General features: G+C 64.9%; 25 protein-coding genes. 10 read left to right on the top strand and 15 right to left on the bottom strand.

Features of this window, described 5'->3' with window-relative positions:
* Positions 1–29 precede the first annotated feature (29 nt).
* Positions 30–257, top strand: coding sequence for a hypothetical protein (locus CI15_RS22795; protein ID WP_062131427.1), 228 nt, complete (start codon positions 30–32; stop codon positions 255–257).
* A gap of 28 nt (positions 258–285) precedes the next feature.
* On the opposite strand, the gene pcaC is transcribed toward CI15_RS22795, so the two are convergent.
* From pcaC to CI15_RS22770, 5 genes are all read right to left on the bottom strand, one after another.
* Entirely contained in the window at positions 286–687 is a 402-nt protein-coding gene (pcaC, locus tag CI15_RS22790; RefSeq protein ID WP_062131424.1) for a 4-carboxymuconolactone decarboxylase, read from the bottom strand.
* Positions 684–1,475 carry a 3-oxoadipate enol-lactonase gene (pcaD, locus tag CI15_RS22785; RefSeq protein ID WP_062131421.1) on the bottom strand — a complete coding sequence of 264 codons (792 nt, stop codon included), beginning with the start codon at positions 1,473–1,475 and terminating at the stop codon, positions 684–686. Before pcaD ends, pcaC begins: the two co-directional genes overlap by 4 nt.
* 5 nt (positions 1,476–1,480) lie before the next feature.
* Entirely contained in the window at positions 1,481–2,860 is a 1,380-nt protein-coding gene (locus tag CI15_RS22780) for a 3-carboxy-cis,cis-muconate cycloisomerase (protein WP_062131417.1), read from the bottom strand.
* Between the two features lie 299 nt (positions 2,861–3,159).
* On the bottom strand, positions 3,160–3,819 hold the full coding sequence (locus CI15_RS22775; RefSeq protein ID WP_062131414.1) for a 3-oxoacid CoA-transferase subunit B: 660 nt from the start codon (positions 3,817–3,819) through the stop codon (positions 3,160–3,162).
* A gap of 13 nt (positions 3,820–3,832) precedes the next feature.
* Positions 3,833–4,540 (bottom strand): 3-oxoacid CoA-transferase subunit A, encoded by a 708-nt coding sequence (locus tag CI15_RS22770; RefSeq protein WP_062131411.1) that lies wholly within the window; start codon positions 4,538–4,540, stop codon positions 3,833–3,835.
* Between the two features lie 417 nt (positions 4,541–4,957).
* Here CI15_RS22770 and CI15_RS22765 point away from each other — a divergent pair, with 417 nt between their 5' ends.
* From CI15_RS22765 to CI15_RS22755, 3 genes are all read left to right on the top strand, one after another.
* On the top strand, positions 4,958–5,887 hold the full coding sequence (locus CI15_RS22765) for a LysR family transcriptional regulator (RefSeq protein ID WP_062131408.1): 930 nt from the start codon (positions 4,958–4,960) through the stop codon (positions 5,885–5,887).
* Positions 5,888–6,024: 137 nt separating this feature from the next.
* Positions 6,025–6,663, top strand: a complete 639-nt coding sequence (gene folE, locus CI15_RS22760) for a GTP cyclohydrolase I FolE (protein ID WP_062131406.1) — start codon at positions 6,025–6,027, stop codon at positions 6,661–6,663.
* A gap of 372 nt (positions 6,664–7,035) precedes the next feature.
* Entirely contained in the window at positions 7,036–8,145 is a 1,110-nt protein-coding gene (locus tag CI15_RS22755) for a VTT domain-containing protein (RefSeq protein WP_062131403.1), read from the top strand.
* A gap of 60 nt (positions 8,146–8,205) precedes the next feature.
* Here CI15_RS22755 and CI15_RS22750 read toward each other — a convergent pair whose 3' ends face one another.
* Both CI15_RS22750 and CI15_RS22745 read right to left on the bottom strand, forming a co-directional pair.
* Positions 8,206–9,732, bottom strand: a complete 1,527-nt coding sequence (locus CI15_RS22750; protein ID WP_420915873.1) for a diguanylate cyclase — start codon at positions 9,730–9,732, stop codon at positions 8,206–8,208.
* 183 nt (positions 9,733–9,915) lie between these two features.
* The gene (locus CI15_RS22745) at positions 9,916–10,761 is read right to left on the bottom strand and encodes a CHAD domain-containing protein (protein ID WP_062131398.1); all 846 of its coding nucleotides are present in this window, start codon (positions 10,759–10,761) and stop codon (positions 9,916–9,918) included.
* Positions 10,762–10,967: 206 nt separating this feature from the next.
* On the opposite strand from CI15_RS22745, the gene CI15_RS22740 reads away from it, so the two are divergent.
* Both CI15_RS22740 and CI15_RS22735 read left to right on the top strand, forming a co-directional pair.
* The gene (locus tag CI15_RS22740) at positions 10,968–11,561 is read left to right on the top strand and encodes a short chain dehydrogenase (RefSeq protein WP_062131396.1); all 594 of its coding nucleotides are present in this window, start codon (positions 10,968–10,970) and stop codon (positions 11,559–11,561) included.
* Positions 11,562–11,799: 238 nt separating this feature from the next.
* Positions 11,800–13,386, top strand: a complete 1,587-nt coding sequence (locus CI15_RS22735; RefSeq protein WP_062131393.1) for an inorganic phosphate transporter — start codon at positions 11,800–11,802, stop codon at positions 13,384–13,386.
* Positions 13,387–13,476: 90 nt separating this feature from the next.
* Here CI15_RS22735 and ppk2 read toward each other — a convergent pair whose 3' ends face one another.
* Complete coding sequence (gene ppk2, locus CI15_RS22730) at positions 13,477–14,403, bottom strand: polyphosphate kinase 2 (protein WP_062131390.1); 927 nt, start codon at positions 14,401–14,403, stop codon at positions 13,477–13,479.
* A gap of 163 nt (positions 14,404–14,566) precedes the next feature.
* Positions 14,567–14,965, bottom strand: coding sequence for a VOC family protein (locus tag CI15_RS22725; RefSeq protein ID WP_062131388.1), 399 nt, complete (start codon positions 14,963–14,965; stop codon positions 14,567–14,569).
* A 155-nt stretch (positions 14,966–15,120) separates the two neighbouring features.
* Between CI15_RS22725 and CI15_RS22720 the strand changes: the two genes are divergently transcribed.
* Complete coding sequence (locus CI15_RS22720) at positions 15,121–16,170, top strand: S1C family serine protease (RefSeq protein WP_062131385.1); 1,050 nt, start codon at positions 15,121–15,123, stop codon at positions 16,168–16,170.
* A 42-nt stretch (positions 16,171–16,212) separates the two neighbouring features.
* On the opposite strand, the gene CI15_RS22715 is transcribed toward CI15_RS22720, so the two are convergent.
* Positions 16,213–17,616: an MFS transporter gene (locus tag CI15_RS22715; protein WP_062131381.1), complete on the bottom strand. Its 1,404-nt coding sequence runs from the start codon at positions 17,614–17,616 to the stop codon at positions 16,213–16,215.
* On the opposite strand from CI15_RS22715, the gene CI15_RS37025 reads away from it, so the two are divergent.
* A complete protein-coding gene (locus CI15_RS37025) occupies positions 17,558–17,764 on the top strand; it encodes a hypothetical protein (RefSeq protein WP_162532571.1) in 207 nt (68 codons plus the stop codon). The two genes, CI15_RS22715 and CI15_RS37025, sit on opposite strands and share 59 nt — an antisense overlap.
* Here the strand turns inward: CI15_RS37025 and CI15_RS22710 are convergent.
* Genes CI15_RS22710 through CI15_RS22695 form a run of 4 tightly spaced genes read right to left on the bottom strand, consistent with a single transcriptional unit; the run spans position 17,756 to position 21,107 of the window.
* Positions 17,756–18,520, bottom strand: a complete 765-nt coding sequence (locus tag CI15_RS22710; protein WP_062131378.1) for a phosphocholine cytidylyltransferase family protein — start codon at positions 18,518–18,520, stop codon at positions 17,756–17,758. The genes CI15_RS37025 and CI15_RS22710 overlap by 9 nt on opposite strands.
* A 27-nt stretch (positions 18,521–18,547) precedes the next feature.
* The gene (locus tag CI15_RS22705; RefSeq protein WP_062131375.1) at positions 18,548–19,600 is read right to left on the bottom strand and encodes a lysylphosphatidylglycerol synthase domain-containing protein; all 1,053 of its coding nucleotides are present in this window, start codon (positions 19,598–19,600) and stop codon (positions 18,548–18,550) included.
* The gene (locus tag CI15_RS22700; RefSeq protein ID WP_062131372.1) at positions 19,597–20,412 is read right to left on the bottom strand and encodes a HalD/BesD family halogenase; all 816 of its coding nucleotides are present in this window, start codon (positions 20,410–20,412) and stop codon (positions 19,597–19,599) included. The genes CI15_RS22705 and CI15_RS22700 overlap by 4 nt, the downstream gene beginning before the upstream one ends.
* Complete coding sequence (locus CI15_RS22695) at positions 20,409–21,107, bottom strand: CDP-alcohol phosphatidyltransferase family protein (protein WP_062131369.1); 699 nt, start codon at positions 21,105–21,107, stop codon at positions 20,409–20,411. The genes CI15_RS22700 and CI15_RS22695 overlap by 4 nt, the downstream gene beginning before the upstream one ends.
* A gap of 242 nt (positions 21,108–21,349) precedes the next feature.
* Between CI15_RS22695 and CI15_RS22690 the strand changes: the two genes are divergently transcribed.
* Positions 21,350–21,781 carry a hypothetical protein gene (locus tag CI15_RS22690; protein WP_062131366.1) on the top strand — a complete coding sequence of 144 codons (432 nt, stop codon included), beginning with the start codon at positions 21,350–21,352 and terminating at the stop codon, positions 21,779–21,781.
* A 23-nt stretch (positions 21,782–21,804) separates the two neighbouring features.
* Here the strand turns inward: CI15_RS22690 and CI15_RS22685 are convergent, their stop codons facing one another.
* Positions 21,805–22,338, bottom strand: coding sequence for a hypothetical protein (locus CI15_RS22685; protein WP_062131363.1), 534 nt, complete (start codon positions 22,336–22,338; stop codon positions 21,805–21,807).
* A gap of 763 nt (positions 22,339–23,101) precedes the next feature.
* Between CI15_RS22685 and CI15_RS22680 the strand changes: the two genes are divergently transcribed.
* Positions 23,102–23,455, top strand: coding sequence for a hypothetical protein (locus CI15_RS22680; protein ID WP_153041163.1), 354 nt, complete (start codon positions 23,102–23,104; stop codon positions 23,453–23,455).
* The last annotated feature ends 47 nt before the right edge of the window (positions 23,456–23,502 follow it).

The following is a 23,502-nucleotide window of genomic DNA, read 5'->3' as shown; positions in this document are numbered from 1 at the left end:
TCGGCGGAGGTTGCAGCGCGGGCGGCACCATGCGCGCCCGCGTCAACGGCAGGACACTACCAGCGAAACAACCTGCGCAACAAGCGGAGGCCATTGAGCGGCTTGAAGAAAGCGCTCGCATACGGATTATCGATCACCTCGATAGCGACTGCGTGGGCTCGATGGCGGCGGCGCGGCACGCCGACAGTCACCAGCAGATCCGCAACCGCCGCATAAAAAAACGCGCGACGGAGATGTCCGTCGCGCGCTTTTTTTGAATGAAGCGAAACGTGGCGCGTGCAGTCTTTACGACTTCGCCGCCGCGGCCGCCGCATCGTCCTCGCGGAACAGCTTGTCGGCCAGATGGTACGCGGAGTTAGCCGCCGGCACGCCGCAATAGATTGCGGTCTGCAGCAGCACTTCCTTGATCTGCTCGCGCGTCACGCCGTTGTTCTTCGCGGCACGCAGGTGCAGCGCAAGTTCTTCGCTGCGATTGAGCGCAACCATCATCGCGATCGTCAGCAGGCTGCGCGTATGACGCGGCAGACCTTCGCGCGTCCAGATCTCGCCCCATGCATAGCGCGTGATGAAGTTCTGGAACTCCTCGGTCAGCTCGGTGCGGTTCGCGAGCGAACGGTCGACGTGCGCGTTGCCCAGCACCGCGCGGCGCACCCCCATCCCAGCTTCGTAACGGTCTTCGTCGTTCATTTTGCCTCCGTCAGGAAGTCGAGCACGGTCTTCGTGAACTCGTCGACCTTCTCGATGTTGGAAATATGCGAGGCGTCGAGCTCGACGTAGCGCGCGCCCGGAATCGCCGCCGCGAGTTCGCGGCCTTGCGCGGGCGTCGCGGCCAGATCGTGCGTGCCGCTGATCACGAGCGTCGGCAGCTTGATGCCCGGCGCTTCGGGGCGCAGGTCGGACGCGTCGATCGCGTCGCAGTTCGATGCGTAGCCTTCCTTGTCGGTATGCACGAACACGTCGCGGATCATCGCCAGCACGACCGGTTCGCGCTCGATGAACTCTGCGGTGAACCAGCGCGGCAGCACCGCGTCGGCGAGCGCGAGCATGCCTTCGTGGCGCGCCTTCGCGGCACGCGGCACCCACACTTCCGGCGAGCCGATGCGCGCGGCCGTATTGCACAGCACGACGCGCTCGAAGCGGTCGCTGTGACGCGCGGCGAGCGCGATGCCGGTCAGGCCGCCCATCGAGATGCCGCAAAAATTCGCGCGCGCGATCTTCAGCGTATCCATCAGACCGAGCACGTCGCCGCTCAGCTGCTCGATCGTGTACGGACCCTTCGGCGCTTCCGAATGACCGTGACCGCGCGTGTCGTAACGCAGTACGCGGAAGTGCTTCGACAACGCCGCGACCTGCGGCGTCCACATGGACATATCGCTGCCGAGCGAATTCGACAGCACGAGCCAAGGCGCGTGGCCGTGACGATCGCCGTCGATGCGATAGTGAAGCTCGGTGCCGTTGACTGCGGCGTATGGCATGCCGGTTACTCCTTGGAATGGGCGCGCTGCGCGCGCGTGGTGTGAAGCGCCAGTGCGGCGTCGACATATGCGCTCGCCTGGCCGACGTATTGAGCGGGATCGAGCAGTTGCTTCAGGCGCTCGACCGGTAGATGTTCGGTGACGGCCGCGTCGGCGGCGAGCACGTCGTATAGCGTCTTGCCGTCGCGGATCGCCGCCTTCGACGCGCGCTCGACCAGATGATGCGCGTCGAGCCGGCCGATGCTGTCGCCGAGCGCGAGCATCACCGCTTCGCCGAGGATCAGGCCGTGTGTGACGTCGAGGTTCGCGGCGAGGCGCGCCACGTTCACGTTCAGGCCGGACGCGATCTGCTCGATGTTCGCGAGCGCGCCGCCCGCCAGACGCGCGAGATCCGGCAACGCGTCCCATTCGGCTTGCCAGCCGCCGAGCGCGCGCTCGTGCTCCTGCACCATGCCGGCGAACACGGTTGCGACCAGTCCGGGCGCGCGCGTCGCGGCCGTCAGCACCGCGGCGCAGCCGACCGGGTTGCGCTTGTGCGGCATCGTCGACGAACCGCCCTTGCCAGCCGCGGCGGGCTCGGCGAGTTCGTCGATTTCGGTCTGCATCTGCAGCGAAACATCGCGTGCGATCTTGCCGAGCGTGCCGATCAGCATGCCGAACAGCGATGCCGTTTCGGCGATGCGATCGCGCTGCGTGTGCCACGGCAAGGTCGGCACCGCGAGGCCGAGTTCTTTGGCGAGCGACTGTGTGACCTCAGGCGCCGCCTCGCGCAGACTCGCGAGCGTGCCGGCCGCGCCGCCGAATTGCAGCACCAGCACGCGCGCGCGCAAGGCATCGAGCCGCTCGCGATGACGCAGCAGCGCGTCGAGCCATTGCGCGAACTTGAGGCCCAGCGTGATCGGCAGCGCCTGTTGCAGCCACGTGCGGCCGATCATCGGCGTCGCGCGATGGGCGGCCGCGAGTTTCGCGATCGCCTCGCAGGTGGATTGCAGGCCGCTGTCGAGCAGGTCGAAGGTGTCGCGCAGTTGCAGGACCGTCGCCGTGTCGATGATGTCCTGGCTCGTCGCGCCCCAATGCACGTATTTGCCCGCTTCGGCGTCGGCGGCTTTGACGCGCGCGGTCAGTTGCTTGACGAGCGGAATCGCCAGGTTGCCGCCGAGCGCGGCGTCGCGCGCGAGCGCGTCGGCGTCGAGCTGGTCGGCCTTGCAGGCGGCTTCGATCGCGGGGACGGCGGATTCGGGAATGACGTTGTGCGCAGCCGAAGCGCGCGCGAGCGCGGCTTCGACGTCGAGCATCCGCTGCAGCGTGGCATGCGGCGCCCAGATGTCGTTCATCGGCTGTGTGCCGCAAAGAAGGCCAGTCAGACGGGCGCTGGAGTCGAGCATGGTGACGTCGATGTGCGAGGGATTCGGAACTGGGAAAGCGGCGCGCGGCGGTTCAAATCAGGCGCGGTGCCGCTCCGTGCCGTGCGTGTGCCGCGGCATGTGCTGCGTATTGTGCGCCAAACGCCGCCGGCACGTCGCCGAAGTTGCCAGGCCAGCGCTGACGCGGGGTTTGCCCCGTCAGCGCTGGCCTGTTCATGCAACGCCGGGCATCGAATGGATGCGACGTATTGCGTCGTTCAGATGAGGCGCCATCGGTGCGGCCGACAGGCAGACCGCCGCCGCGACGCCTCAGCCGACCCTCAGGCCGCGCGCGCAGCCTGGGTGCCGTCTGTCATCGGCACGCCGGTCAGCTTCAGCAGTTCGTCGAAGCCGATGTCCGTGAAAATCTCACGCACGACGAGGCCTTCCTTCGTCACGTCGATCATCGCGAGGTCCGTATAGATACGGGTCACGCAGCCGATACCGGTGACCGGGTACGAGCACTCGGCGGTGATCTTGCTTTCGCCCTGCTTGGTCAGGTGCTCCATCATCACGTAGACCTGCTTCGCGCCGATCGCGAGGTCCATCGCGCCGCCGACCGCCGGAATCGCGTCGGGCGCGCCGGTGTGCCAGTTCGCGAGGTCGCCCTTCGCCGAGACCTGGAACGCGCCGAGCACGCAGAAGTCGAGATGGCCGCCGCGCATCATCGCGAACGAATCCGCGTGGTGGAAGTAAGCACCGCCCGTCAGCAGCGTGACGTGCTGCTTGCCGGCGTTGATCAGTTCGTCGTCTTCCTCGCCCTTCGCCGGTGCCGGGCCCATGCCGAGCAGGCCGTTTTCGCTGTGCAGGAAGATTTCCTTGTCGGCGGCGAGGTGGTTCGCCACCAGCGTCGGCACGCCGATGCCGAGGTTCACGTAAGCGCCTTCAGGGATGTCCTGGGCAACGCGCTTGGCCATTTCATCGCGGGTCAGTTTCTTCATGTCGGTCTCCGGTTCAGGCAGCAGCGTCGTGAGGATTGGGCGTCGGGGCATGCGCCGCTTGCGGCACCGCGATCACGCGTTGCACGAAAATGCCGGGCGTGACGATCTCTTCCGGATCGAGGCCGCCGAGCGGCACCACTTCCGACACCTGCACGATCGCGGTCTTCGCGGCGCTGGCCATGATCGGCCCGAAGTTACGCGCGGTCTTGCGATAGATCAGGTTGCCCCAACGGTCGCCCTTGTACGCCTTGATCAGCGCGAAGTCGGCATGCAGTGGCGCTTCGAGCACGTAGTGACGGCCGTCGATCAGGCGCGTTTCCTTGCCTTCGGCGAGCTTGGTGCCGTACGCGGTCGGCGTGAAGAAGCCGCCGATGCCCGCGCCCGCCGCGCGAATGCGCTCGGCGAGGTTGCCTTGCGGCACGAGTTCGAGTTCGATTTCGCCGGCGCGATAGAGCGCGTCGAATACATACGAGTCGGTTTGACGCGGGAACGAGCAGATGATCTTGCGCACGCGCTTGGCCTTCAGCAGCGCCGCGAGGCCAATGTCGCCGTTACCTGCATTGTTGTTGACGATGGTCAGGTTGCGCGCGCCCTGCTCGATCAGCGCGTCGATCAGTTCGGACGGCATGCCGGCCGTGCCGAAGCCACCGATCATGACAGTCGCGCCGTCGTGGACATCGGCAACCGCCGATTGAAGTGTCTCGAAAATCTTGTTGATCATGTCGAAATTCCTTTGGGGGCGCTAAATGCCGCTGGGCTGACAGCCCTAACCGACAAGGCTCGCGTGGAAACAGTCTCCGGGCATGCTGGCGACGGCTCGCGAGATGGTGAGCGGGCTGGCGCCTTGGGTTGGTTCGCGGCTGAATTGTTCGTTCTGTGAACAGTGATTCGTTTAGCGAACGCTTCGGCGATTATGGTTGTCCTGTGGGCGGGTTGTCAAGGCAGGGAAACCAGGGAAAGCCCCTCCATCATAGGTCGCCGGGTGCTGCAGCGACGGCCTGCATCGCGCTCCACTCGCGCGCGAAAAAGCGGGCCGCGTCAATTCCCATTATGCTGACAGGCGATTTTTCTACTAGGCTCTATATCGATACGGCATAGACACGGTCGTGCCCCGCCCGCCCCGCGAGCCATAACAAACATGTCCGAGACACCTCTGGATCTGAATCTGATCCCCTATCTGGTCGCGATGGAAGACACACGCAACGTGAGCCGCGCCGCCGAGCAGCTCGGCGTGAGCCAGCCGCGTGTGAGCACCGCGCTCGGCCGCCTGCGCGAGTACTTCGACGATCCGCTGTTCGTGCGCACATCGAAAGGCATGGAGCCGACGCCGCGCGCGCTCGCGATCCTGCCCGCCGCACGCGATGCGCTGTTGCGCATCGAGAAAGGCATGCTCGAGGTGCAGAACTTCGATCCGGCCACGAGCACGCACACGTTCTCGATCGCGCTGTCCGACGTCGGCGAGATCGTGTTTCTGCCGCGACTTTTGCAGCTGTTCGCCGAGCGGGCGCCTTCCGCGAATCTGCGCTCGGTGTCGCTGTCGCCAGCGCAGGTCGAGCGCGGACTCGAATCGGGCGATGTCGATCTCGCCGTCGGCTATTTTCCGGACCTGTCGGGCAATAACTTCTTTCAGCAGCGGCTCTTCACGCATCGCTTCATCTGCCTGATGCGCAGCGGGCATCCGCTGTCGAAGGGGCCGCTCACGCTAGAGCAATACATGGCGTCAGGGCACGCGGTCGTGCGCGCCGAGGGACGCAGCCAGGAAATCCTCGAGGCGTACCTCGAAAAGAAGCGCATCAGGCGACGCGCCGTGCTTGAAACGCCGCACTTCATGAGCCTGCCGTTCATTCTCGCGCGCACCGATCTGCTTGCGACCGTGCCGCATGCGATCGGCTTCGCGTACGTGTCGGAGCACGCGTCGATCATGCTCGTCGAGCCGCCGCTGCCGTTGCCGCGCTTCGATCTGCGGCAACATTGGCATCGCAAGTTTCATAACGATCCGCGCCTGAGCTGGCTGCGTGGCCTGGTCGCCGAACTGTTCAACGATGCGATGGACGAATGGCCGAAGTAGTCGTTTGAAGCAAGTCCGCGACCGCCCCGGCAGCGCAAGGGGCATCGGCACCTTTGGGGGCGAAACATGGAACAATGGGCTTAGTTACTGACCCCGCGCGCCGGGCAGCGTCGGCGCGCGATCCAGGAGGACGACGCATGAGCAGCAGCAAGGCAAAGAAAACCAAACCCGCAGCGGCCGCCGAACGCCCGAGCCGCGAAGAAGCTGAAGCGGCCGTGCGCGTGATGCTGCGCTGGGCCGGCGACGACCCGAGCCGCGAAGGCCTGATCGACACGCCGGCGCGCGTGGTGCGCGCCTACGAGGAGTTCTTCGCCGGCTATCAGGTCGATCCGCGCGACATCCTCGCGCGCACTTTCTCCGAAGTGGACGGCTACGACGAAATGATCGTGCTGAAGGACATCCGCTTCGAAAGCTATTGCGAGCACCATATGGTGCCGATCATCGGACGCGCGCACGTCGCGTATCTGCCGAATCATCGTGTGGTCGGCATTTCAAAGCTCGCACGTCTCGTCGATGCATTCGCGAAACGGCTGCAGATCCAGGAAAAGATGACAGTGCAAATCGCCGATACGCTGAACGACGTGCTGCAGCCGGCCGGCGTCGGCGTGATTCTCGAAGCCGCGCATCAGTGCATGTCGACGCGAGGCGTGCATAAGGCCGGCGTCACGATGGTCACGTCGCGCATGCTCGGCACGTTCCGCACCGATCCGTCGACACGGCGCGAGTTTCTGGCGATCGTCGGAAATCCGGGTGTGGTGGCGGTGCCGAATACCTGAGGGGTTGAACCTGGGCGGGGCGTTTTGCAGTGCCCTGACGATGCAGCCCCCGCCCCTGCGAATCAATGTTGCGTTCCACGGGCACTTCCCGACGCGCACCGCGCACGTCGCGGTGAGCACGCGGACTTGGCCGTTAGTTGCGTCATGGCGATCGACGCCAACGCGCCCCACCGGCCGTCGTCGTCCCTCTCCTTCTCTGATCGACACGCCGCCCAACCCACACCGCTCCGCGCGCCCATGCGCAGACCTTCGGTTATGCTGAACCCACTGCGCGACAGGAACGCGCTTTGCAATGTGCTGCATGCGGAGCGCCCATGCAAAGCGGGTTTGCGCGCGCATGCCGGCCCAACAGCAGCAACAGGAGCGCCTGAATTGGTCGAGTTTCCGTTGTCGGCGGTTTCAACCTGGGGCAGCGCGATCGTGTTCGTCAACGTCCTGCTGACGCGCCTCGGTGTACCGATTCCTGCCGTGCCGATGCTGTTGTTCGCGGGCTCGGCGATCGCCGCGGGCACCCTGTCGTTCTGGCCTGTCCTCGGCGCGGCGGTGCTGGGCGCGTTGATCGGCGACGGCACCTGGTTCGCGGCCGGCCGGCTATACGGCCGCAAGCTGCTCGCGTGGCTCGGCCGCCTGTCGCCCGCCGTCGATACGAGGCTCGAAATGGCGCGCTCGCTGTTCGAACGCTACGGCGTGCCGCTCGTGTCGGTCTCGAAGTTCGTGCCTGGGCTCGGCCTGATCACGCCGCCGCTGATGGGCACGACTGCGGTGGATATCCGCATCTACGCACTCTGGGAACTCGCGAGCGTGATTGCGTGGGCGGCCTTCTGGCTGCTCGGCGGCGCGGCGGTGGAACGCGAGTTGCACATGCTGCGCGCGTTCGTGGAGCAGCGCGGCGGCACCCTCGCCGACATCCTCCTTGCCGTGGCGCTCGTCTATCTGCTCTACCGGCTGCATCTACGGTATCGCTTGCGACGTCGCTTCGCGCGCGCCGCATCGGGCGCAGCCACGCCGATGCTGGCCGCTCCGCCGCGCGCCTCACCGGCGAGCGTCAGGTCGGGAATGCCGTGGCGCTGGCGGCGCCTCGGCCGCATGAGCCGCATGACGCCATCCCGTGTGCTCGATGCACGGCCCGGCGCGCCGCTGCTCGATCTGCGACGACAGATTCCCGACGCGCTCGCGCTCGATCCGCACTCGCCCGAACAGATCGATGGCGCGCTGCGCGCGCACGACATGGTGATCTATTGCATCTGCCCGGACAGCGCGACCGCGCTCGAAGTCTCGCAACATATGCGCAGCAACGGCTACACGCGGATTCGCGCGCTGCGCGGCGGACTCGATGCATGGCAGCGGCGCGGCTTCCCGGTGGGGTTGCTGGCTTCCGCAGACGGTTCGGCCGCCGATCCGCAGCCCTCGGCGTTCCGGGACGAAATGCCGGCGGCCGTGACATTGCGCGGGTTCGCGCCGCCAAGCGCGGAGCGCGCCTGAATCGCGCCGCGCCGCGACAACCCGGCCGGGAAAGCGCCGCCGCCTCCTGAGCGCCTGGAGTCAAAGCCCGGCCCCAGCACCCGAAGGCGCCTGCGCCGCTGCCTCTTCCTTCCACTGCGCCGAACTGGTGCGATTGCGCCCCTGGTTCTTCGCCACATAAAGTTGTTGATCGGCGGCGGCCAGCAGTTCGAGCCCGCCCCCGCTATCGCTCGCCGTCGGCAGCGCCGTCGCGCAGCCGACGCTGACCGTCACCCCGCGCGCCGCCTGCCCCCGCAGGATGACCTGGCTTTCCACCTTGCGGCGAATCTGCTCCGCGACCGCGAACGCGCCCTGCGCGTTGGTATCCGGCAGCACTACCGCAAACTCTTCGCCGCCGTAGCGCGCGACCAGATCGACCGAGCGGCGCACCACGGACGCGATGCAATCGGCCACCGCGATCAACACCTCGTCGCCGCTCTCGTGTCCGTAGGTATCGTTGAAAATCTTGAAGTGATCGATGTCGATGAACAGTACCGACAGCGGCTTGGTCTCGCGTCGCGCGCGCCGCCATTCGTCCTCGAGCCGCTTGTCGAGCACGCGGCGATTGTTGAGCTTGGTCAGCGGATCGGTCGCGGCCAGACGCTGCAGCGCAGCCTGCGCGCGCTGCTTGTCGCGTAGCGCGAACGCGAGCAGCCACGATACGAACACGAACACCGCACCGAATGCGACGGTCAGCGCAGCGGCCACATGGCTGCGATGCTCCCACGGCGCGAGCACGTCGTCGACGGCGGGCGCGACCACCGCGATCAGCGGCGTGCCCGGCACGTGCGCGTACGTGAACATGCGGCGCACGCCGTCGACCGCCGCGATCGATACGTCGCTGCCCGAGTCATGCGAGCTCATTTCCCGGAAGTTTGGCGAGTTTGCGATGTTCAAGCCGATCTCAGGCACGACGATCGGCTTGCGCGCGAGCAGCGTGCCGTCCGTCATGACGATGAAGACCGAGCCTTGCTTGCCGGTGTCGATCCGGTCGAGCAGATGCTGGAAGTACTCGATGCGAATCGCGAGCAGCGCGATGCCGGAAAAGCGGCCTTGGGCATCGTCGATGCGCCGGGTGAGCGCGACCGAGAGCTTGTTGTCTCGCAGCCGCGACATGAACGGATGTGAGAAATACAGGCCCGTCGCCGGATTGCGCTGCTGCGCCAGAAAGTATTCGCGGTCGTCGAGATGCACGGTCGTGTTCGCGCCTTCATACTGCGCGGCGGCCACTTCGCCGTCCGCGTCGATTACGTAAGCACCGCCGAGATAGGCCGCGGTAGTCGTTCGATCGAACAGCAACGCCTGGCGAACGGCGACCGGCAGCGTCCACGTGACCGGATCGCGCGCGGCATCCACGATCGATTCCAGCGACAGACTATAAATCTCGACGTTGCGTTCGAGATCCGCGGAAATGATCGACACGAGGTTTTGCGAGGTCTGGCGCGCATGATCGAGCGTCTCGGTACGGCCTTCGCCGACCTCCATCGCGATCAGAATCGACATGGCCAATGCGACCACCGTGCCAGCGATGCCAGCCACCCAAGGGCGGTTGCCCACATAGCGAGTCATGCCGATCCGGACGACAAGCAACGTCTCGCGCAGCCGACGACGCAGCGAAAGCGTTCGCTTTACCACGCTCTTCGCCTCCTTTCCCGGATTATTTCGCGGGTTACTCCTGCGCACCGGCAGCACGGTGCGCCGTGCATTCCAGGCTGCGCATCCTTCGCACGAGCGAGGATCGGGCGCGCCCGATCAACCTAGCAGCCCCGACGCCGCGCGCAAGCGGCGTTTGCGTTTCTTATCGAGCCACTGCAAGGCGGCCTCGATGTCGCCGGCACTGGCAAGCGCCGCGGCATTCTCACGCAACAGCCCCTCACTGGCGACTGTGTCGTTGAGCATGCCGAAGCGCTTCTGGATTTTCTTCAACCGTTTAAGCGTGCGCTTATGACCGCCTCTTAGCACCGGCCCGAAAAACTCGAACAGATAGCGCAGTTTCTTGCCCGCTTTTCTGACATCGTGAAAGGCGTCGTAATGTGAGCGCTTAGCGCGGCGTGCACGTTCGATGCGCTTCTTCAACGAACGCTCCGATGCGTCGATGCGTCGAGCGGCGAATTTGCGCAGTGCAATATCCGATTGGTGCATCACGTGCAGTTGCGCGGAAGTGGTAGCCAATGCATCGCGCAGCAGATGTTTGACGTCGGCGTTCAATAAGGTTTCGCGGCTGGTCGCCAGCGTGTCGCTGCGCGCCTGCTCGAGCTTCGGCATGAACGCTTGCGCGCCGCTGCCTTCCCGCGAGAGCAGTTCGATCAGGATGTCCCAATCGCGCGTTTTACCGGCCGCGGTGGCGAGAAACTTATAGACGGCGCGTTGGCGGGCATTCTCGCCCTTGTCCAGTAGCGGGGCGAACGCCCACCACAACGACCGCAACCGCCGCAGCGACACGCGCAGTTTGTGCAGCGCTTCGGGCGATGCGTCGTGGCGGATCCCGTTGGCGAGTTCGATCGCCTCATCGACCAGCGGCGCGGCGTAGGACGCGAAGGCCTGCTGAGCCGGTGCTTCGCCGGCCGGCTCGGCGACTGTCTCGCGGTCTGGTTTCATCGACGCTCTCTTGAAACGTGACGATCCTTCCAGCGTAGCAAAAATAATGCTCACGGGGGATTCACGGCGCATCTCATCCGCCCGGCCAATCGCGCGATGGCAGGTCGCGTCGCCAGCGTCTATCCTCGACCGGTAGGACTGCGCGCATTGCATCGCCATGCAATGTGCAGTGCGGCAAATACCGCAAACCGATCTCGGGAGGATGTATGCGCATACTTGTTGTCGGTGCGACGGGCCTGCTCGGCTCGCACATCGTGCGGTTGCTCGCCGCCGAGCATGACGTGGTCGGCGCGAGCCGCAAGGGCTCGGAACTGCATGTCGATCTGTCGGATAAACGGAGCATCGAAGCGATGTATGCACAAGGTGGCAGCTTCGACGCGATTGTTTGCGCGGCGGGCGCGGCGAAATTCGCACCGTTCGCCTCACTCGCCGACGAAGACTTCGCGTTCAGTCTTGCCAACAAGCTGATGGGTCAGGTCAATCTCGTGCGCTGCGGCGCCGCACATGTGTCGCAAGGCGGCTCGTTCACGCTGACGAGCGGCGTGCTCGCGCAACAGCCGATGGAGGGCAGCGCCGCGGTCAGCATCGTCAATGCGGGTGTCGAAGCGTTCGCGCGCTCGGCCGCGCTCGAGTTGCGCGGCAAGGCACGCGTCAATGTGGTGAGCCCGGGCTGGGTCGCCGAGACGCTCGAATCGATGGGCCGCGATCCCTCGCAAGGCGTGCCGGCTGAAATCGTCGCGCAGGCTTATAAACGCAGCCTCGGCGGCAGCGCGAACGGCGAAGTGATCAACGCTTCGTAAGCGCGATCTGCATCGCGCCCACCGTATCGTGCTATTCATCACTTGCTTAGTGCGCTTCGGACATCTTACTATTCCTGTCCGCCAGCCCGCGTAGTATTTACCGGCGCGGGCGGCGTAGGATAGCCCCGCGCCGCGACTGTTTTCTGCTCCCTCCTAGCCGTCACGCAGTTGTCATCATTGCGACACACAGCGAAAGCAGCATCGAAAACTCTGCGATAACTTTCTTGGGGCTTACGTCATGCCGGAACTTTCGTATCCGCAACCAGGCGCCGCCAGCGGCAAAGGCCGTGGTGCAGGCCTGGTTATTTTCGTCGCCCTGCTCGTCGTCGGCGTCGTGTATTGCGCAGTGCATCTGATCGACGATCTGCAACCCGTACGCGAAAGCTCCGTGATGCCGTATTTTCTGCTCGGCGTCGCACTGCTGATCGCGCTCGGCTTCGAGTTCGTCAACGGCTTTCACGATACGGCCAACGCGGTCGCCACCGTTATCTACACGCACTCGCTGACGCCGAACCTCGCGGTCGTCTGGTCAGGAGCATGGAATTTTCTCGGCGTGCTGACATCGAGCGGCGCGGTCGCCTTCGGCGTGCTACAACTGCTGCCGGTCGAGCTGATCCTGCAGGTTGGCAGCAGCGCCGGCTTCGCGATGGTGTTCGCGCTGCTGATCGCCGCGATCATCTGGAATCTCGGCACGTGGTTTTTCGGTCTGCCGTCGTCGAGCTCGCATACGCTGATCGGCTCGATCATCGGCGTGGGTCTGATGAATCAGCTGATGCATGGTGCGAACGGGACGAGCGGCGTCGACTGGAATCAGGCGCTCGGCGTCGGCAAGTCGCTGCTGTTTTCGCCGATCGTGGGCTTTCTGCTCGCCGGCTTGCTGCTGCTGATCATGAAGGCGGTCGTACGCGTGCCCGCGCTGTATGCCGAGCCGAAAGGCAAGGAGCCGCCGCCGTTCTGGATTCGCTGCCTGCTGATTCTGACCTGCACGGGCGTGTCGTTCGCGCATGGCTCCAACGACGGCCAGAAAGGCATGGGCCTGATCATGCTGATCCTGATCGGCACGGTGCCCACTGCCTACGCACTGAACAGGGCAGTCACGACGGAGCAGACGCAGACCTTCATCGCGGTCGCGCATCAAACCGCGACGACGCTGTCGCGCTACACGCAGGGTGCGGCGCCTTCCACGGATCCGCGCGCCGATGTCGAGGCTTTCGTGCGCACCCGTCAGATGACACCCGCCACGCTGCCGGCGCTGCAACAGCTGACCGAGCAGATCGGACTCCAGGTCGGCCAATCGGGCTCGATGGCCGCGGTGCCGCAAGGCATCGTCGATAACGTGCGCAACAACATGTATGTCACGTCCGAGGCGATTCGTCTGATGCAGAAGGCCAATGAGCCGCAGTTCTCACCCGAGGACGCGAAGATCATCGCCAACTTCAGAACGCAGATCGATCACTCGACCAAGTTCATTCCGCCGTGGGTCAAGGTGGCGGTCGCGATCGCGCTGGGTCTCGGCACGATGGTCGGATGGAAGCGCATCGTCGTCACGGTGGGCGAGAAAATCGGCAAACAGCATCTGACGTACGGTCAAGGCGCGGCGGCTGAACTCGTCGCGATGGCGACGATCGGCGCCGCCGACGTCTACGGTCTGCCGGTGTCGACGACCCACGTGCTCTCTTCCGGCGTGGCCGGCACGATGGCGGCCAACGGCTCCGGTCTGCAATGGGGCACGGTGCGCAGCCTGCTCCTCGCATGGGTGCTGACGCTGCCCGCATCGATCGCACTCGCGGGCGGCTTGTACTGGGTATTCCGTTCGGTGTTCTGAGTTCGTCGGTCGGGCAGACCGAAGCACGAAAAAAAGCGCGGTACGTTCAGGACGTACCGCGCTTTTTCGTTGACCCGCCAGGGCCGCTCTTCAATACACTTCGGGCACGATCATCGACTCAGGCACCGGCTGACGGCTATAGTCGTCGTTATAGACGCGCGGCGGCAATTCGATATGCGGATGCTCGATCTCGTGATACGGCACCTGGCTCAGCAGATGGTGAATGCAGTTCAGGCGCGCGCGTTTCTTGTCGACGGCCTGCACGACCCACCACGGCGCCTCGGGAATATGCGAGCGCTGCAGCATCACTTCCTTCGCCTGCGTATACGCTTCCCAGCGGCGCCGGCTTTCCAGATCCATCGGACTGAGCTTCCACTGCTTGAGCGGATCGTGGATGCGATTCTGGAAGCGGATCTCCTGCTCTTCGTCGGTGATCGAAAACCAGTACTTGAGGATCTGCACGCCGCTGCGCGCCAGCATCTTTTCGAACTCGGGCACCGAGCGGAAAAACTCTTCGTACTCGTCGTCGGAGCAGAAGTTCATCACGCGCTCGACGCCCGCGCGGTTGTACCAGCTTCGATCGAATAGCACCATCTCGCCGCCTGCCGGCAAGTGCGATACGTAGCGCTGGAAATACCATTGCGTGCGCTCGCGATTGTTCGGCGCGGGCAAAGCCGCCACGCGGCACACGCGCGGATTGAGACGCTGCGTGATGCGCTTGATCGCACCGCCCTTGCCAGCCGCGTCGCGCCCCTCGAAAATCACGACGAGCCGGTGCCCGTTCGCGACGATCCAGTCCTGCAGCTTGACCAACTCCCCTTGCAGCCGGAACAGTTCGCGGAAGTACTGCTTGCGCGCCTCGCGATGCTCGGGCGTCAGGCCGAGGGGGCCGTCGATGATGCGGTCGTCGACCTCCATTTCGAGTTCTTCGTCGTAGGCATCGATGAGGTCTTCTTCGAAACGGCGTTGCCGCTCCGCCAGCAGTTCGGTATGAGATCTCGGATCCGGCTCTTTCATTGCGGCTCTCCTCGCGACAGGAATGGGATGGCGCGCGGCGGCTAGCGCGACGCGGTCGCGTTCGATTATCGAAGCGCGAGGTGTCAGCCGTGTTACCGGATGGGCGGGCGCTGCGCGGGCGTGGCAGCACTCATGATAGCGAGTTTTGCGCGAGCTTCCGGCACTAGCGCAGCGGCCGCGCGAAGCTCAGTTCGTGGCCGTCCGGATCGGTGATATGAAAATAGCGTTCGCCCCACGGCGCATCCGATGGCGCGAACGACGGCTGCAGCCCCGCCGCCAGCGCCTTGTCGTAGATCGCGTCGACGTCCGACACGTAGATGATCACGCGTCCCCACCAGTTGACCGGCGCGCGCGCATCGGCGATCAGGTTCAGATACGCGCCGCCGAACGCGAACGACGTGAAGGCCTCGCGCGGACCGCCGAACTTGATGGGAAAGCCGAGCGCGTCGTAGAACGCCACGGCGCGCTGCATGTCGCTGGTGGCGAGTGTGATCGCGCTGAGCGACTCGATGCGTGGATCCTCGTGCGGAAGTTGCGGCGCTGAAGCGGTGGATGCGGACATGAAGAGATCTCCGTGGCGCGAGCGAGCGACGAGCGACGGCTCGTCCGGGAAAGTGTCTCACACGCGACGGCCGCCAGCCTGGCGCCGCGCCCGCGCGCCCTTGAAAACCCGCACGGCGCCCCGCATCTCGCAGCCCGTCCATCCGGAGCATCGTTATGGGAAGCCGTCCACGCTTCATCGATGACCTGTCGAGCGCCGCATCCGACGCCCCCGGGCCCCAATCCACCGACCTTTTGACTGACGACGACGACGCGCTGCTCGACGCCTACTCCCGCACCGTGATCGGCGCGCTGGAGCGCGTGCAGCAGGCGGTCGCGTTCATTGCCGTCGAACGCCGCCTGCCCGGCGATGCGGCCGCGCATGGCCGCGGCGCGCGCGGCGGCACCGGCTCGGGCTTTCTGTTCACGCCCGACGGTTATCTGCTGACCAATAGCCACGTCGTGCATGGCGCGACGCATATCCAGGTGACGCTAGCCGACGGCGCGAAGTTCGACGCCGATCTGGTCGGCGACGATCCCGGCAGCGATCTCGCGGTGCTGCGGATCGGCTCGCCGGAACCGCTGCCGCATGTGGAGCTCGGCGAATCGTCGAAGCTGCGCGTCGGGCAGATCGCGATCGCGGTCGGCAGTCCGCTCGGGCTGCAGCAGACCGTGACGACCGGCGTCGTTTCGGCGCTCGGCCGTTCGCTGCGTTCGAACTCCGGCCGCATGATCTACGACGTGATCCAGACCGACGCGGCGTTGAATCCGGGCAACTCGGGCGGACCGCTGATCAATTCGGCGGGTCAGGTGATCGGCGTGAATACCGCGATCATCCCTGGCGCGCAGGCCATCTGTTTTGCGACCGCGATCGATACCGCGAAGTGGGTCATCATGCAGATCTTCGCGCACGGCCGCGTGCGGCGCGCCTATATCGGCGTGGCCGGCACCACGACGCCGCTGTCGCGGCGCGTGCAGCGCTACTTCGGGCTCACCGCGCAAAGCGGCGTGCACGTCATGGAGATCGTCAAAGGCAGTCCGGCCGCGCTCGCCGGCGTGCGTACCGACGACACGATAGTCGCCATCGACACGCAGCCGGTGCAGGACGTGGATGCTCTGCAACGCGCGCTCGACGCGTCGCGTATCGACAAGCCGGTCGGCGTGACGGTGTTACGCGGCGCGCAGCGAGTGGAGCTGACGGTGACGCCGGTGGAGCAGGCGGGGTGATAGCAGAGCGGGATGGGCAGCGAGGTGTGCTTAAAGGTGTGCTTAAGCCCGCCCGCGGCTGCCGCGCGCGATCTCGTCACCCGCGTCTAGCGGCAGACGCCGCGTAATCGGAATCGACAGACACGAGAACAGGCCAACGACGAGAAACGCCGGCCAGAAATCGGAGAACACGATCTGCGGATGCCCTTGCACGTGATTCGAAATCTGCAACACGATGCCCGAGATTGTCACGCCGAGGCCGAGCGACATCTGCTGGATGACGCTCGCGACGCTGGTCGCGCGGCCGACGTCGCTGCTCGGAATATCCGCATACGCAAGCGTATTGAGCGACGTGAATTGCAGAGACGGGAAGAAGCCGCCCACCAGCACGATGCACCAGATCACCCAATGCGGCGTGCCCGGAAAGAACAGTCCATACACGGCGATCGCAAGACCCGCGCACGCGGCGTTGACCATTAGCACGGTGCGAAAGCCGTAGCGTTCGAGAATGCGCGACGCCACCGTCTTCATGAACATCGAGCCGAACGCGGACGCGCACGTAATCGCGCCGGCCCTGAACGCGGTCATGCCGAGACCTTCCTGCAACGCGAGCGGCAACAGAAACGGCACGGCGCCCAGACCGATTCGAAACAGCGAGCCGCCGATCACGCTCGCATGAAAACTCGGGATGCGCAGCAGACGCAGATCGAGCACCGGCAGCGCGACGCGGCTCGCGTACAGCACATAAATCACTAGCAGCACGATGCCGGTCACGCACATGCCGACCGATTCGCGCGTCGATACCAGCTCGCCACCGACCAGCGACAGCCCGAGCATGAACAACGAAGCGCCGCTCGCCGACAGCACGAAGCCGAGCCAGTCGAGCCGGCCAGGATGCGGCTCGCGCGTATTGGCGATGTACTTGTTGGTCAGCCAGATGCCGAGCAGGCCGATCGGCACGTTGATCACGAAGATCAGGCGCCAGTGCAGATAGGTCGTGATAAAGCCGCCGAGCGGCGGCCCGACCACCGGGCCGAGCAAGGCCGGCACCGACAGATAGTTCATCGCGCGGATGAACTCCGACTTCGGCACCGAACGGAAGATGATGATGCGGCCCACCGGCACCATCAGCGCGCCGCCGATGCCTTGCACGAAGCGCGCGAGCACGAAGGTATCGAGTGACGTGGAGGCCGCGCACAACAGCGAGCCTGCGATGAAGATGCCGATCGCGGTGCGGAACACGGTGCGCGATCCGAAGCGGTCGGCGACCCAGCCGCAGATCGGGATAAAGACGCCAAGACCGATCACATACGCGGTGACCGCCAGCTTCAGCGTGATCGGATCGTGGCCGAGGTCGCGCGCCAGAACCGGCAGCGACGTCACGATGACCGTGCCGTCCACGTTTTCCATGAACATCGCGCATGCGACGATCAGCGGAACGGTGAAAGCGCCTAATCCAAGCAGCATTCTCATGGCGACGGGCGGCCAGCCATCGATGGAAAGCGTCGATTATGGCATCGCGGCGGCAACAAATGTTGCTGCGCGGGAGGATTTTGCCGCGTGCTGTGGTGCGCTGCCGTGTGTCTTCGCGCGCGGCACCCGCAACTTAGCGTGATGCGCTAACGAGCGGCTGCAACTGCGGCAGGATTTCGTCGGCCGCGCGCGCGACGTCGTTCGGGAAGTCGATTTCGATCCACGGCGCGCCGGTCACGTCGGCCGTATCGAACACCTGGCTGCGCTCGAGCAGCAGGTCGCGCACCGCCTCTTCGTGCGGCAGGTTCGCGCGGCCGCTGTCGATATAGCCGGCGACGATCTGCGTGAAGCGTCGCGCGGTTTCCTCGCGGAAGCGGAAGAAGCCGACCGACTCGCCGATCGTGTCGTATTCCAGATTGACCGCGAGCTGCTTGCGCAACTCCACCGGCACGCCGTCCTTCAGGCACAGCTTGACGGGCTCGTCACCCGCTTCGAAATCGCGGTCGATCAGCAGACGGTTGACCGACTCGCCCGCCACCAGCGCGCTCAGGATGCGCTCGTCGTACAGCACGTCGGCGTCCATCAGCAGCACGTCGCCGCCGCGCGTCAGCGCCTCGGCCACCGTGTGCACGGTCAGCACGCTGCCCAAATCGAAACGCGGATTGAGCACGGTCTCGACCTTGTGCGGCCAGTCGATGCGCGCGAGTTCGGCCTGCACCGATTCCGGCTGGAAGCCGAGCGCCAGCACGACGTCGGTCACGCCGGCCGTTTCGAGCATCTGCAGATGCCGTTCGAGCAGGCTCATGCCGTCGAACTGCAACAGGCATTTCGGAAACTGGGCTTGCGGCGGCTGCTGGAGACGCAGGCCGAGGCCCGCTGCGAGAATGATGGCGCGCATGCGCGGTCCTTTGAAAAAGTACGGAGGTCAATCGGCAACCGGAAGGCGCCGCAGGGCGCGCCGTCGTTGCCAGCTTCGTTCGCTGAAGTGCAATACCAGCAGGCCCGGCAGGCCCAGCAGGATTTCACGCGCGCGCTTGGCGAGCGACAACGCCAGCGCCGCGTCGGGCGGCAAACCGACCAGCGGCGCGAGCAGCAGATAGCCGCCCTCCTGCACGCCGAGCGAGCCCGGAATCATGAAGGCCGCGCCGCGAATCGCCTGGCCGATGCTCTCCAGCAGCAGCGCGTCGATCCAGCCGACCGGATGGCCGAGAAAACGCAGCGCGAGCCAGACCTCGGCCGTGCCGACGATCCAGCCGACGAGGCTCAGCGCAAAGCTCGCCGCCACCTTGCCGCGCTCGCGGTACAGCGACTGCACGGCGGCATCGACGGCTTCGGCGCGGGTCATCAGCGAGGACCAGTCGCGCTTGCCGAACAGCTTCGACACCACGCCGAGCAGCCGGCCGAACAGGCCGCGCCGCTGCGCGAAGTAGAACGCGGCGATCAGCGCGCCGAGCACGCAGGTCGCGAGCAGCGTCGCGGTGCGCAGGTCGTGCAGCGTGCCGTGCGCGGCGTAGGCACCGAACATCGCGAGGCCGCCGAGCGCGAACACGATTTGCGCGAGCGCCTGCCAGGTCGTGCTGACGGTGATCGCGGCGGCCGCGTCGCGCATCGGCATGCCGCGTTGCGACAGTTGCCGCACCATCACCACCGGCCCGCCGATCTGCCCGGCGGGCAGCAGGCTATTCACCGATTCACCGATCCAGCGCGCGAATAGCGCATCGCGCAGCGAGGGCCCGGTTCGCGCAACACTTGTTGCACCTTCATATGCGCCGTCGCGCGATGCATCGCCGCGCTTGAACAGCACCGCGATCGCACCCGCATCGAGCACGAGCGGCACCACGTGGAAGGCGGCGACGGCCGCGAGCCCCCAGCCCGCCGCGAGCAAGGTCGACGCGACCGAGCCGAAGCCCTGCCAGGCGAGCAGGCCGACGAAGAGCGCCGAGCCGATCGACAGCAGCAGCACGGCCGCGCGACTCATGCGGAGTCCTTGCCGCGCGAGGCCATCTGACGGAACACCTGGCGGAAGCCGAAGTACGCGATCGCGTCCTTCATGTTGGAAACGAAGCGGCGCCACGGCCGCATATTGGGATCCGTGACGTATTCGAACGTCAGCGACACACGCATCTCGTTCGGACCGGCCGGCGTGATGCGATGACGCAGCTTGTCGCCATCGAAGAACACGAGGCCGCCCGGCGGAATCTGCACCGAGCCAGGCTGGTCCGGCACGTCCGGATTGCGCGTATGCAGCTCGTAGTCGAGCCGGCACGATGATTCGTCGATCACGCCGAGCAGCAGCGTGTAGCGGCGCCCGTCATAGTACGAAGTGTCGTAGTGCCAGCCGATATGGTCGCCGGGGCGCGTGTAGTAGTAGAGCGCGTACGCGTGCGGATCGTCGGCGGGCGACACCTGCAGCTTGTCGCCGCTCAGCTGCTCGAGCCAGCCGATCAACGCCTTCGAGCGATACAGCTCGGCGATGAACGGCGCCATACGATCGATCGTATGGCGGCTCACGCTGCCGCCCTGCTTGTGACCCGGCAGATAGTTGCGGTTCACTTCGTCGAGCAGCGACCGCGCGCTGTGGACCAATTGCGCGGTAACTTCCGGCGCGAGGAAATCTTCCAGATACAGGAACGCGTCCTGCGCGGCAAAGTCTTTGCGCAGACGCGCGTTATCGAACGCGCGGGTGCGGTTCGCGACCGCGAGGTCGGCATCCGGTGCGGGCACGAGCGACGCGACGGGCGTGCCTGACGGCACGGAGGCGATCACGTCGTCTTCGGCGTGCAGATTCATTCGCTGGCCCAACGTTGACGGGTTTCAGAAGCGTTGGCGGGCTTGTCCGCCAGGCGAGCGGTACGGCGCGCGACGCGCCCGTAGTCGATCACCACCCATGCGGCGAACAGCGGCGCGCCGATCGAAGCGGCCACCACGAAGGGCGCGACGACGTTCATCAGCGTGACGATGGGCAGCAGGTAAAGCACGTCCTCGGTCTCGAAGCCCCCTACCGACGCCTGCTTCGTCCCGGACTTGCCGGCCATTTCCTCGATCCGCATGCGCACAAAGAAGATCAGGGCAACCGCCACACCAGCCACTGCGCCGAGCGCGCCAGGCGCGAGCTTCAAAGCGCCGACCGTGCCGCCGGCCCCGATGCCCATGCCGACGAACAGCATCACCGTGACGAGCGCGTCGCAGGCGAGGTCGTAAAAATGACCGATACGACTCGATTTGCCGCCGATGCGCGCGAGTTCACCATCCGTGTGATCGACGAAATTCGACAGAACGATCAGCAGTGCGCCCGCGTTGGCCCACGCGAATCCGCCGTGCGCGAGGCACAGCGCTCCTGCGATACCGATCAGCAGGCGGACGGTGGTCAGATGGTTCGGCGTGACCCAGGTCCCGACTAGTGGCGTCACGAGCCGGCGGGCGAGGCGGGCATCCCACGTACGTGGCGGCGGGACGTTGAGTGGAGATTGGGGTCGCGAAGTCATAAGGCGGAAATATATACGGGATTCTGAAAGCTTGCTGTCATGCCCCACGCTGCTTTGCGGTTTTCAAATGCCGTTCGTGCGCCTTTCACAAAGCGGAATTCGCTGAATCGCGATAAAGTGCCAATCCAGTTGTGCCTGACATGCGGAATCTGTTCGATGTGCAGCACCGTTCGTCTCGCCGACGGTGATGGCGCGATCGTTGCTAATCCATGACATCGACTGTGGACGCCCCGCCTACGCTCATGAACCGTCTTCTCGCCTCCCTGATGTTTGCCGCAGCCGCCGTGCTGCCGCTTGCTTCGTTCGCCGTGGAGCTCGACGCGCCACTGGTGTGCAATGAGAGCGGCCACCAGTTCATTGCTGATCTGTTGAAGCAGCAACTGATCAACCCGAAGCCGACACATGTGGAAAGCAACTCGATCAACGCGTTCGCGCCCATGCCCGATGCGCATCTGACCGCGTTCGGCTTTCGCGTCTTCGCGGTGGTCGGCTTCGAAAAGGACGACCCGATGTTCCGCGTCGGCGACGGCGAACCGGTCGCGCAGTCGGCGTATGGCGCCGTCGTGTTCGGCAGCGACGACAAGGTGAAAAGCGCGCTCGAGAACGCCGGCAGCACGGCGATCGTGCATCACGTCGCACCGCTGATCACTGCGATTTTTTGCAAGCGGAGCTAGGGCCTGTTCAGAGCCGTTGCGACTTACCCCGGCCGGCGAAACTCGTTGGCCACCCATGCCGCGGCGCTCGTCTTGCTGAGCTTGAAGGTCGGCGCGACCTGCACTTGCGCGATCTGCTCGCCGAAGGGGCCGAGCGCGCTCAGCAGTGCGTACGGCTCGTCTTCATCGGGGATGATATCGAGCGTGATGTCGAGCTCGTCGTTGCCGTCGGCGCTCGACACGCGCACCGCCTTGTGCAATTGCGCGCGCAGCTGCTGTTCGTGACGACGCAGCACTTCCGACGCCGTTTTCACGAGCGTGTTGAACGCCGACACGTCGAGCGGCTTCGGATCCTTCTTGTTGCGGCCCATCGTCCACGGCCCGACGAGCGCGGGCTCCGCCTCGCCGTCCTTGATCATTTCGACGGCCCAGCCTTCGTCGTCCTCGTTCTTGATGATGCGCGCGGTCCAGCCGTTGTCGCGCCACAGACGGTCTTCGTGCACGCTGTCGTCCGGTTCGGACGGGTGGTCGGCCATCTCGGCATTCGTGTCGGACGAGGGAAAGGGCGTGTCGTTCATCACAGGTTCACTCACTTCGCAGGGCGCAAATCAGATTTCGAACCTGCGATTCTACCTGCCCGGCCCGTTCCGCCCTGCTCACTCTGACGAACGGACAAGCCCCGTTCGGGAACGGCGAAGCCGCCTCCGCGAGTGCCCAGCGAGTGAATAGTTCTATTTGCCCGAACGCGACAGCGTATAAATCAAGCTTTAAATATCACATAAAAAAACGCGGCCCGAAAGCCGCGTGTAAAAATGAAAAAGACACCCTTTGGTCGAAGGGGTCAATCGAAATTATAAGTGGCATCCCACCTCGATTTAAGGCTTTCTTCGGAAGACTGCGTTGCGCAAAACAAAGGTAATCAGCGGACACGGCGCCGCTGCCGGGCTTGCCAGCGCACCCGCCTCCTCATCGTTCAATAATAATTTTCCTTTTGCGAACCTGCCCTTGTGCGATTAATTCAGATAATCAAGAATTCAAAAATGAATTATTGTAAGGTGCGCAATTAACTATCCGCATAGCGGAAATTACAGTTCGCCGCGAATTGACAGTCAACGATTGTTTCAATGGTCTTACAGTTTGCCGTCGTCCGAATAAACTCGTGGCCGCGCTAGTGACGACGTCGATGCCCGCTCGGTATACTGCCCCGGCCGTCGTGCGGCGCCGCGAGCGCGATGCCTGCACGGCGGCTTCGTCGCGAAGCATCGCGCTGCACGCCAGCGCATCGCGCTTCGCCCGTGCCTCACCTTCCCATGCATGAACGGGAACGCCGACGATCGGACCATGAAAAGACTTCTCCTGCTTGCCCCCGCTGTCGCCCTCACCGCCACCCTCGCCGCTTGCGGTTCGTCGGGCGGCCCCGCGCGCGATGCGTCCGCGCCGCTCGTGTACGTGTCGTCGTCACGCCCGCCCGCATCGATCGCTAGCTGCCTCGAAGAGCGTCTGTCGCGCGTGCGTACCTCGCATGCCGGCGCCGCGACCGAACTCGCGGTCGGCGCCGATTCGCACAACTCGTACTTCATCACGTTGACGCCACAGAATGGCACCACGGTGATCAAGGTCATGCATCCGGCCAATGCGCCCGACGATCCGCCTGAAGAGGAAATGCGCTTCGCTATCGCGCGCTGCGCGACCTGAGCGTCGCGTCGCACGTGAACATCGTGCGCGATCGGCCGATGCGTGAT

This window comes from Paraburkholderia monticola (assembly GCF_001580545.1).
Lineage (GTDB): Bacteria > Pseudomonadota > Gammaproteobacteria > Burkholderiales > Burkholderiaceae > Paraburkholderia > Paraburkholderia monticola.
This window is presented reverse-complemented; position numbering and strand designations above follow the sequence as displayed.

What these genes read in the sequence shown, in the direction of transcription:
- CI15_RS22685 (WP_062131363.1), bottom strand. Translation starts at nt 22,338, where the DNA reads ATGAACGACACGCCCTTTCCCTCGTCCGACACGAATGCCGAGATGGCC.
- CI15_RS22750 (WP_420915873.1), bottom strand. Translation starts at nt 9,732, where the DNA reads ATGACTCGCTATGTGGGCAACCGCCCTTGGGTGGCTGGCATCGCTGGC.
- CI15_RS22715 (WP_062131381.1), bottom strand. Translation starts at nt 17,616, where the DNA reads ATGCTGCTTGGATTAGGCGCTTTCACCGTTCCGCTGATCGTCGCATGC.
- CI15_RS22700 (WP_062131372.1), bottom strand. Translation starts at nt 20,412, where the DNA reads ATGAATCTGCACGCCGAAGACGACGTGATCGCCTCCGTGCCGTCAGGC.
- folE (WP_062131406.1), top strand. Translation starts at nt 6,025, where the DNA reads ATGAGCAGCAGCAAGGCAAAGAAAACCAAACCCGCAGCGGCCGCCGAA.
- CI15_RS22765 (WP_062131408.1), top strand. Translation starts at nt 4,958, where the DNA reads ATGTCCGAGACACCTCTGGATCTGAATCTGATCCCCTATCTGGTCGCG.
- CI15_RS22695 (WP_062131369.1), bottom strand. Translation starts at nt 21,107, where the DNA reads ATGACTTCGCGACCCCAATCTCCACTCAACGTCCCGCCGCCACGTACG.
- CI15_RS22745 (WP_062131398.1), bottom strand. Translation starts at nt 10,761, where the DNA reads ATGAAACCAGACCGCGAGACAGTCGCCGAGCCGGCCGGCGAAGCACCG.
- CI15_RS22740 (WP_062131396.1), top strand. Translation starts at nt 10,968, where the DNA reads ATGCGCATACTTGTTGTCGGTGCGACGGGCCTGCTCGGCTCGCACATC.
- CI15_RS22720 (WP_062131385.1), top strand. Translation starts at nt 15,121, where the DNA reads ATGGGAAGCCGTCCACGCTTCATCGATGACCTGTCGAGCGCCGCATCC.
- CI15_RS22735 (WP_062131393.1), top strand. Translation starts at nt 11,800, where the DNA reads ATGCCGGAACTTTCGTATCCGCAACCAGGCGCCGCCAGCGGCAAAGGC.
- CI15_RS22705 (WP_062131375.1), bottom strand. Translation starts at nt 19,600, where the DNA reads ATGAGTCGCGCGGCCGTGCTGCTGCTGTCGATCGGCTCGGCGCTCTTC.
- ppk2 (WP_062131390.1), bottom strand. Translation starts at nt 14,403, where the DNA reads ATGAAAGAGCCGGATCCGAGATCTCATACCGAACTGCTGGCGGAGCGG.
- CI15_RS22775 (WP_062131414.1), bottom strand. Translation starts at nt 3,819, where the DNA reads ATGAAGAAACTGACCCGCGATGAAATGGCCAAGCGCGTTGCCCAGGAC.
- CI15_RS22770 (WP_062131411.1), bottom strand. Translation starts at nt 4,540, where the DNA reads ATGATCAACAAGATTTTCGAGACACTTCAATCGGCGGTTGCCGATGTC.
- pcaD (WP_062131421.1), bottom strand. Translation starts at nt 1,475, where the DNA reads ATGCCATACGCCGCAGTCAACGGCACCGAGCTTCACTATCGCATCGAC.
- CI15_RS37025 (WP_162532571.1), top strand. Translation starts at nt 17,558, where the DNA reads ATGAACATCGCGCATGCGACGATCAGCGGAACGGTGAAAGCGCCTAAT.
- CI15_RS22780 (WP_062131417.1), bottom strand. Translation starts at nt 2,860, where the DNA reads ATGCTCGACTCCAGCGCCCGTCTGACTGGCCTTCTTTGCGGCACACAG.
- CI15_RS22690 (WP_062131366.1), top strand. Translation starts at nt 21,350, where the DNA reads ATGAACCGTCTTCTCGCCTCCCTGATGTTTGCCGCAGCCGCCGTGCTG.
- CI15_RS22710 (WP_062131378.1), bottom strand. Translation starts at nt 18,520, where the DNA reads ATGCGCGCCATCATTCTCGCAGCGGGCCTCGGCCTGCGTCTCCAGCAG.
- pcaC (WP_062131424.1), bottom strand. Translation starts at nt 687, where the DNA reads ATGAACGACGAAGACCGTTACGAAGCTGGGATGGGGGTGCGCCGCGCG.
- CI15_RS22795 (WP_062131427.1), top strand. Translation starts at nt 30, where the DNA reads ATGCGCGCCCGCGTCAACGGCAGGACACTACCAGCGAAACAACCTGCG.
- CI15_RS22680 (WP_153041163.1), top strand. Translation starts at nt 23,102, where the DNA reads ATGAAAAGACTTCTCCTGCTTGCCCCCGCTGTCGCCCTCACCGCCACC.
- CI15_RS22725 (WP_062131388.1), bottom strand. Translation starts at nt 14,965, where the DNA reads ATGTCCGCATCCACCGCTTCAGCGCCGCAACTTCCGCACGAGGATCCA.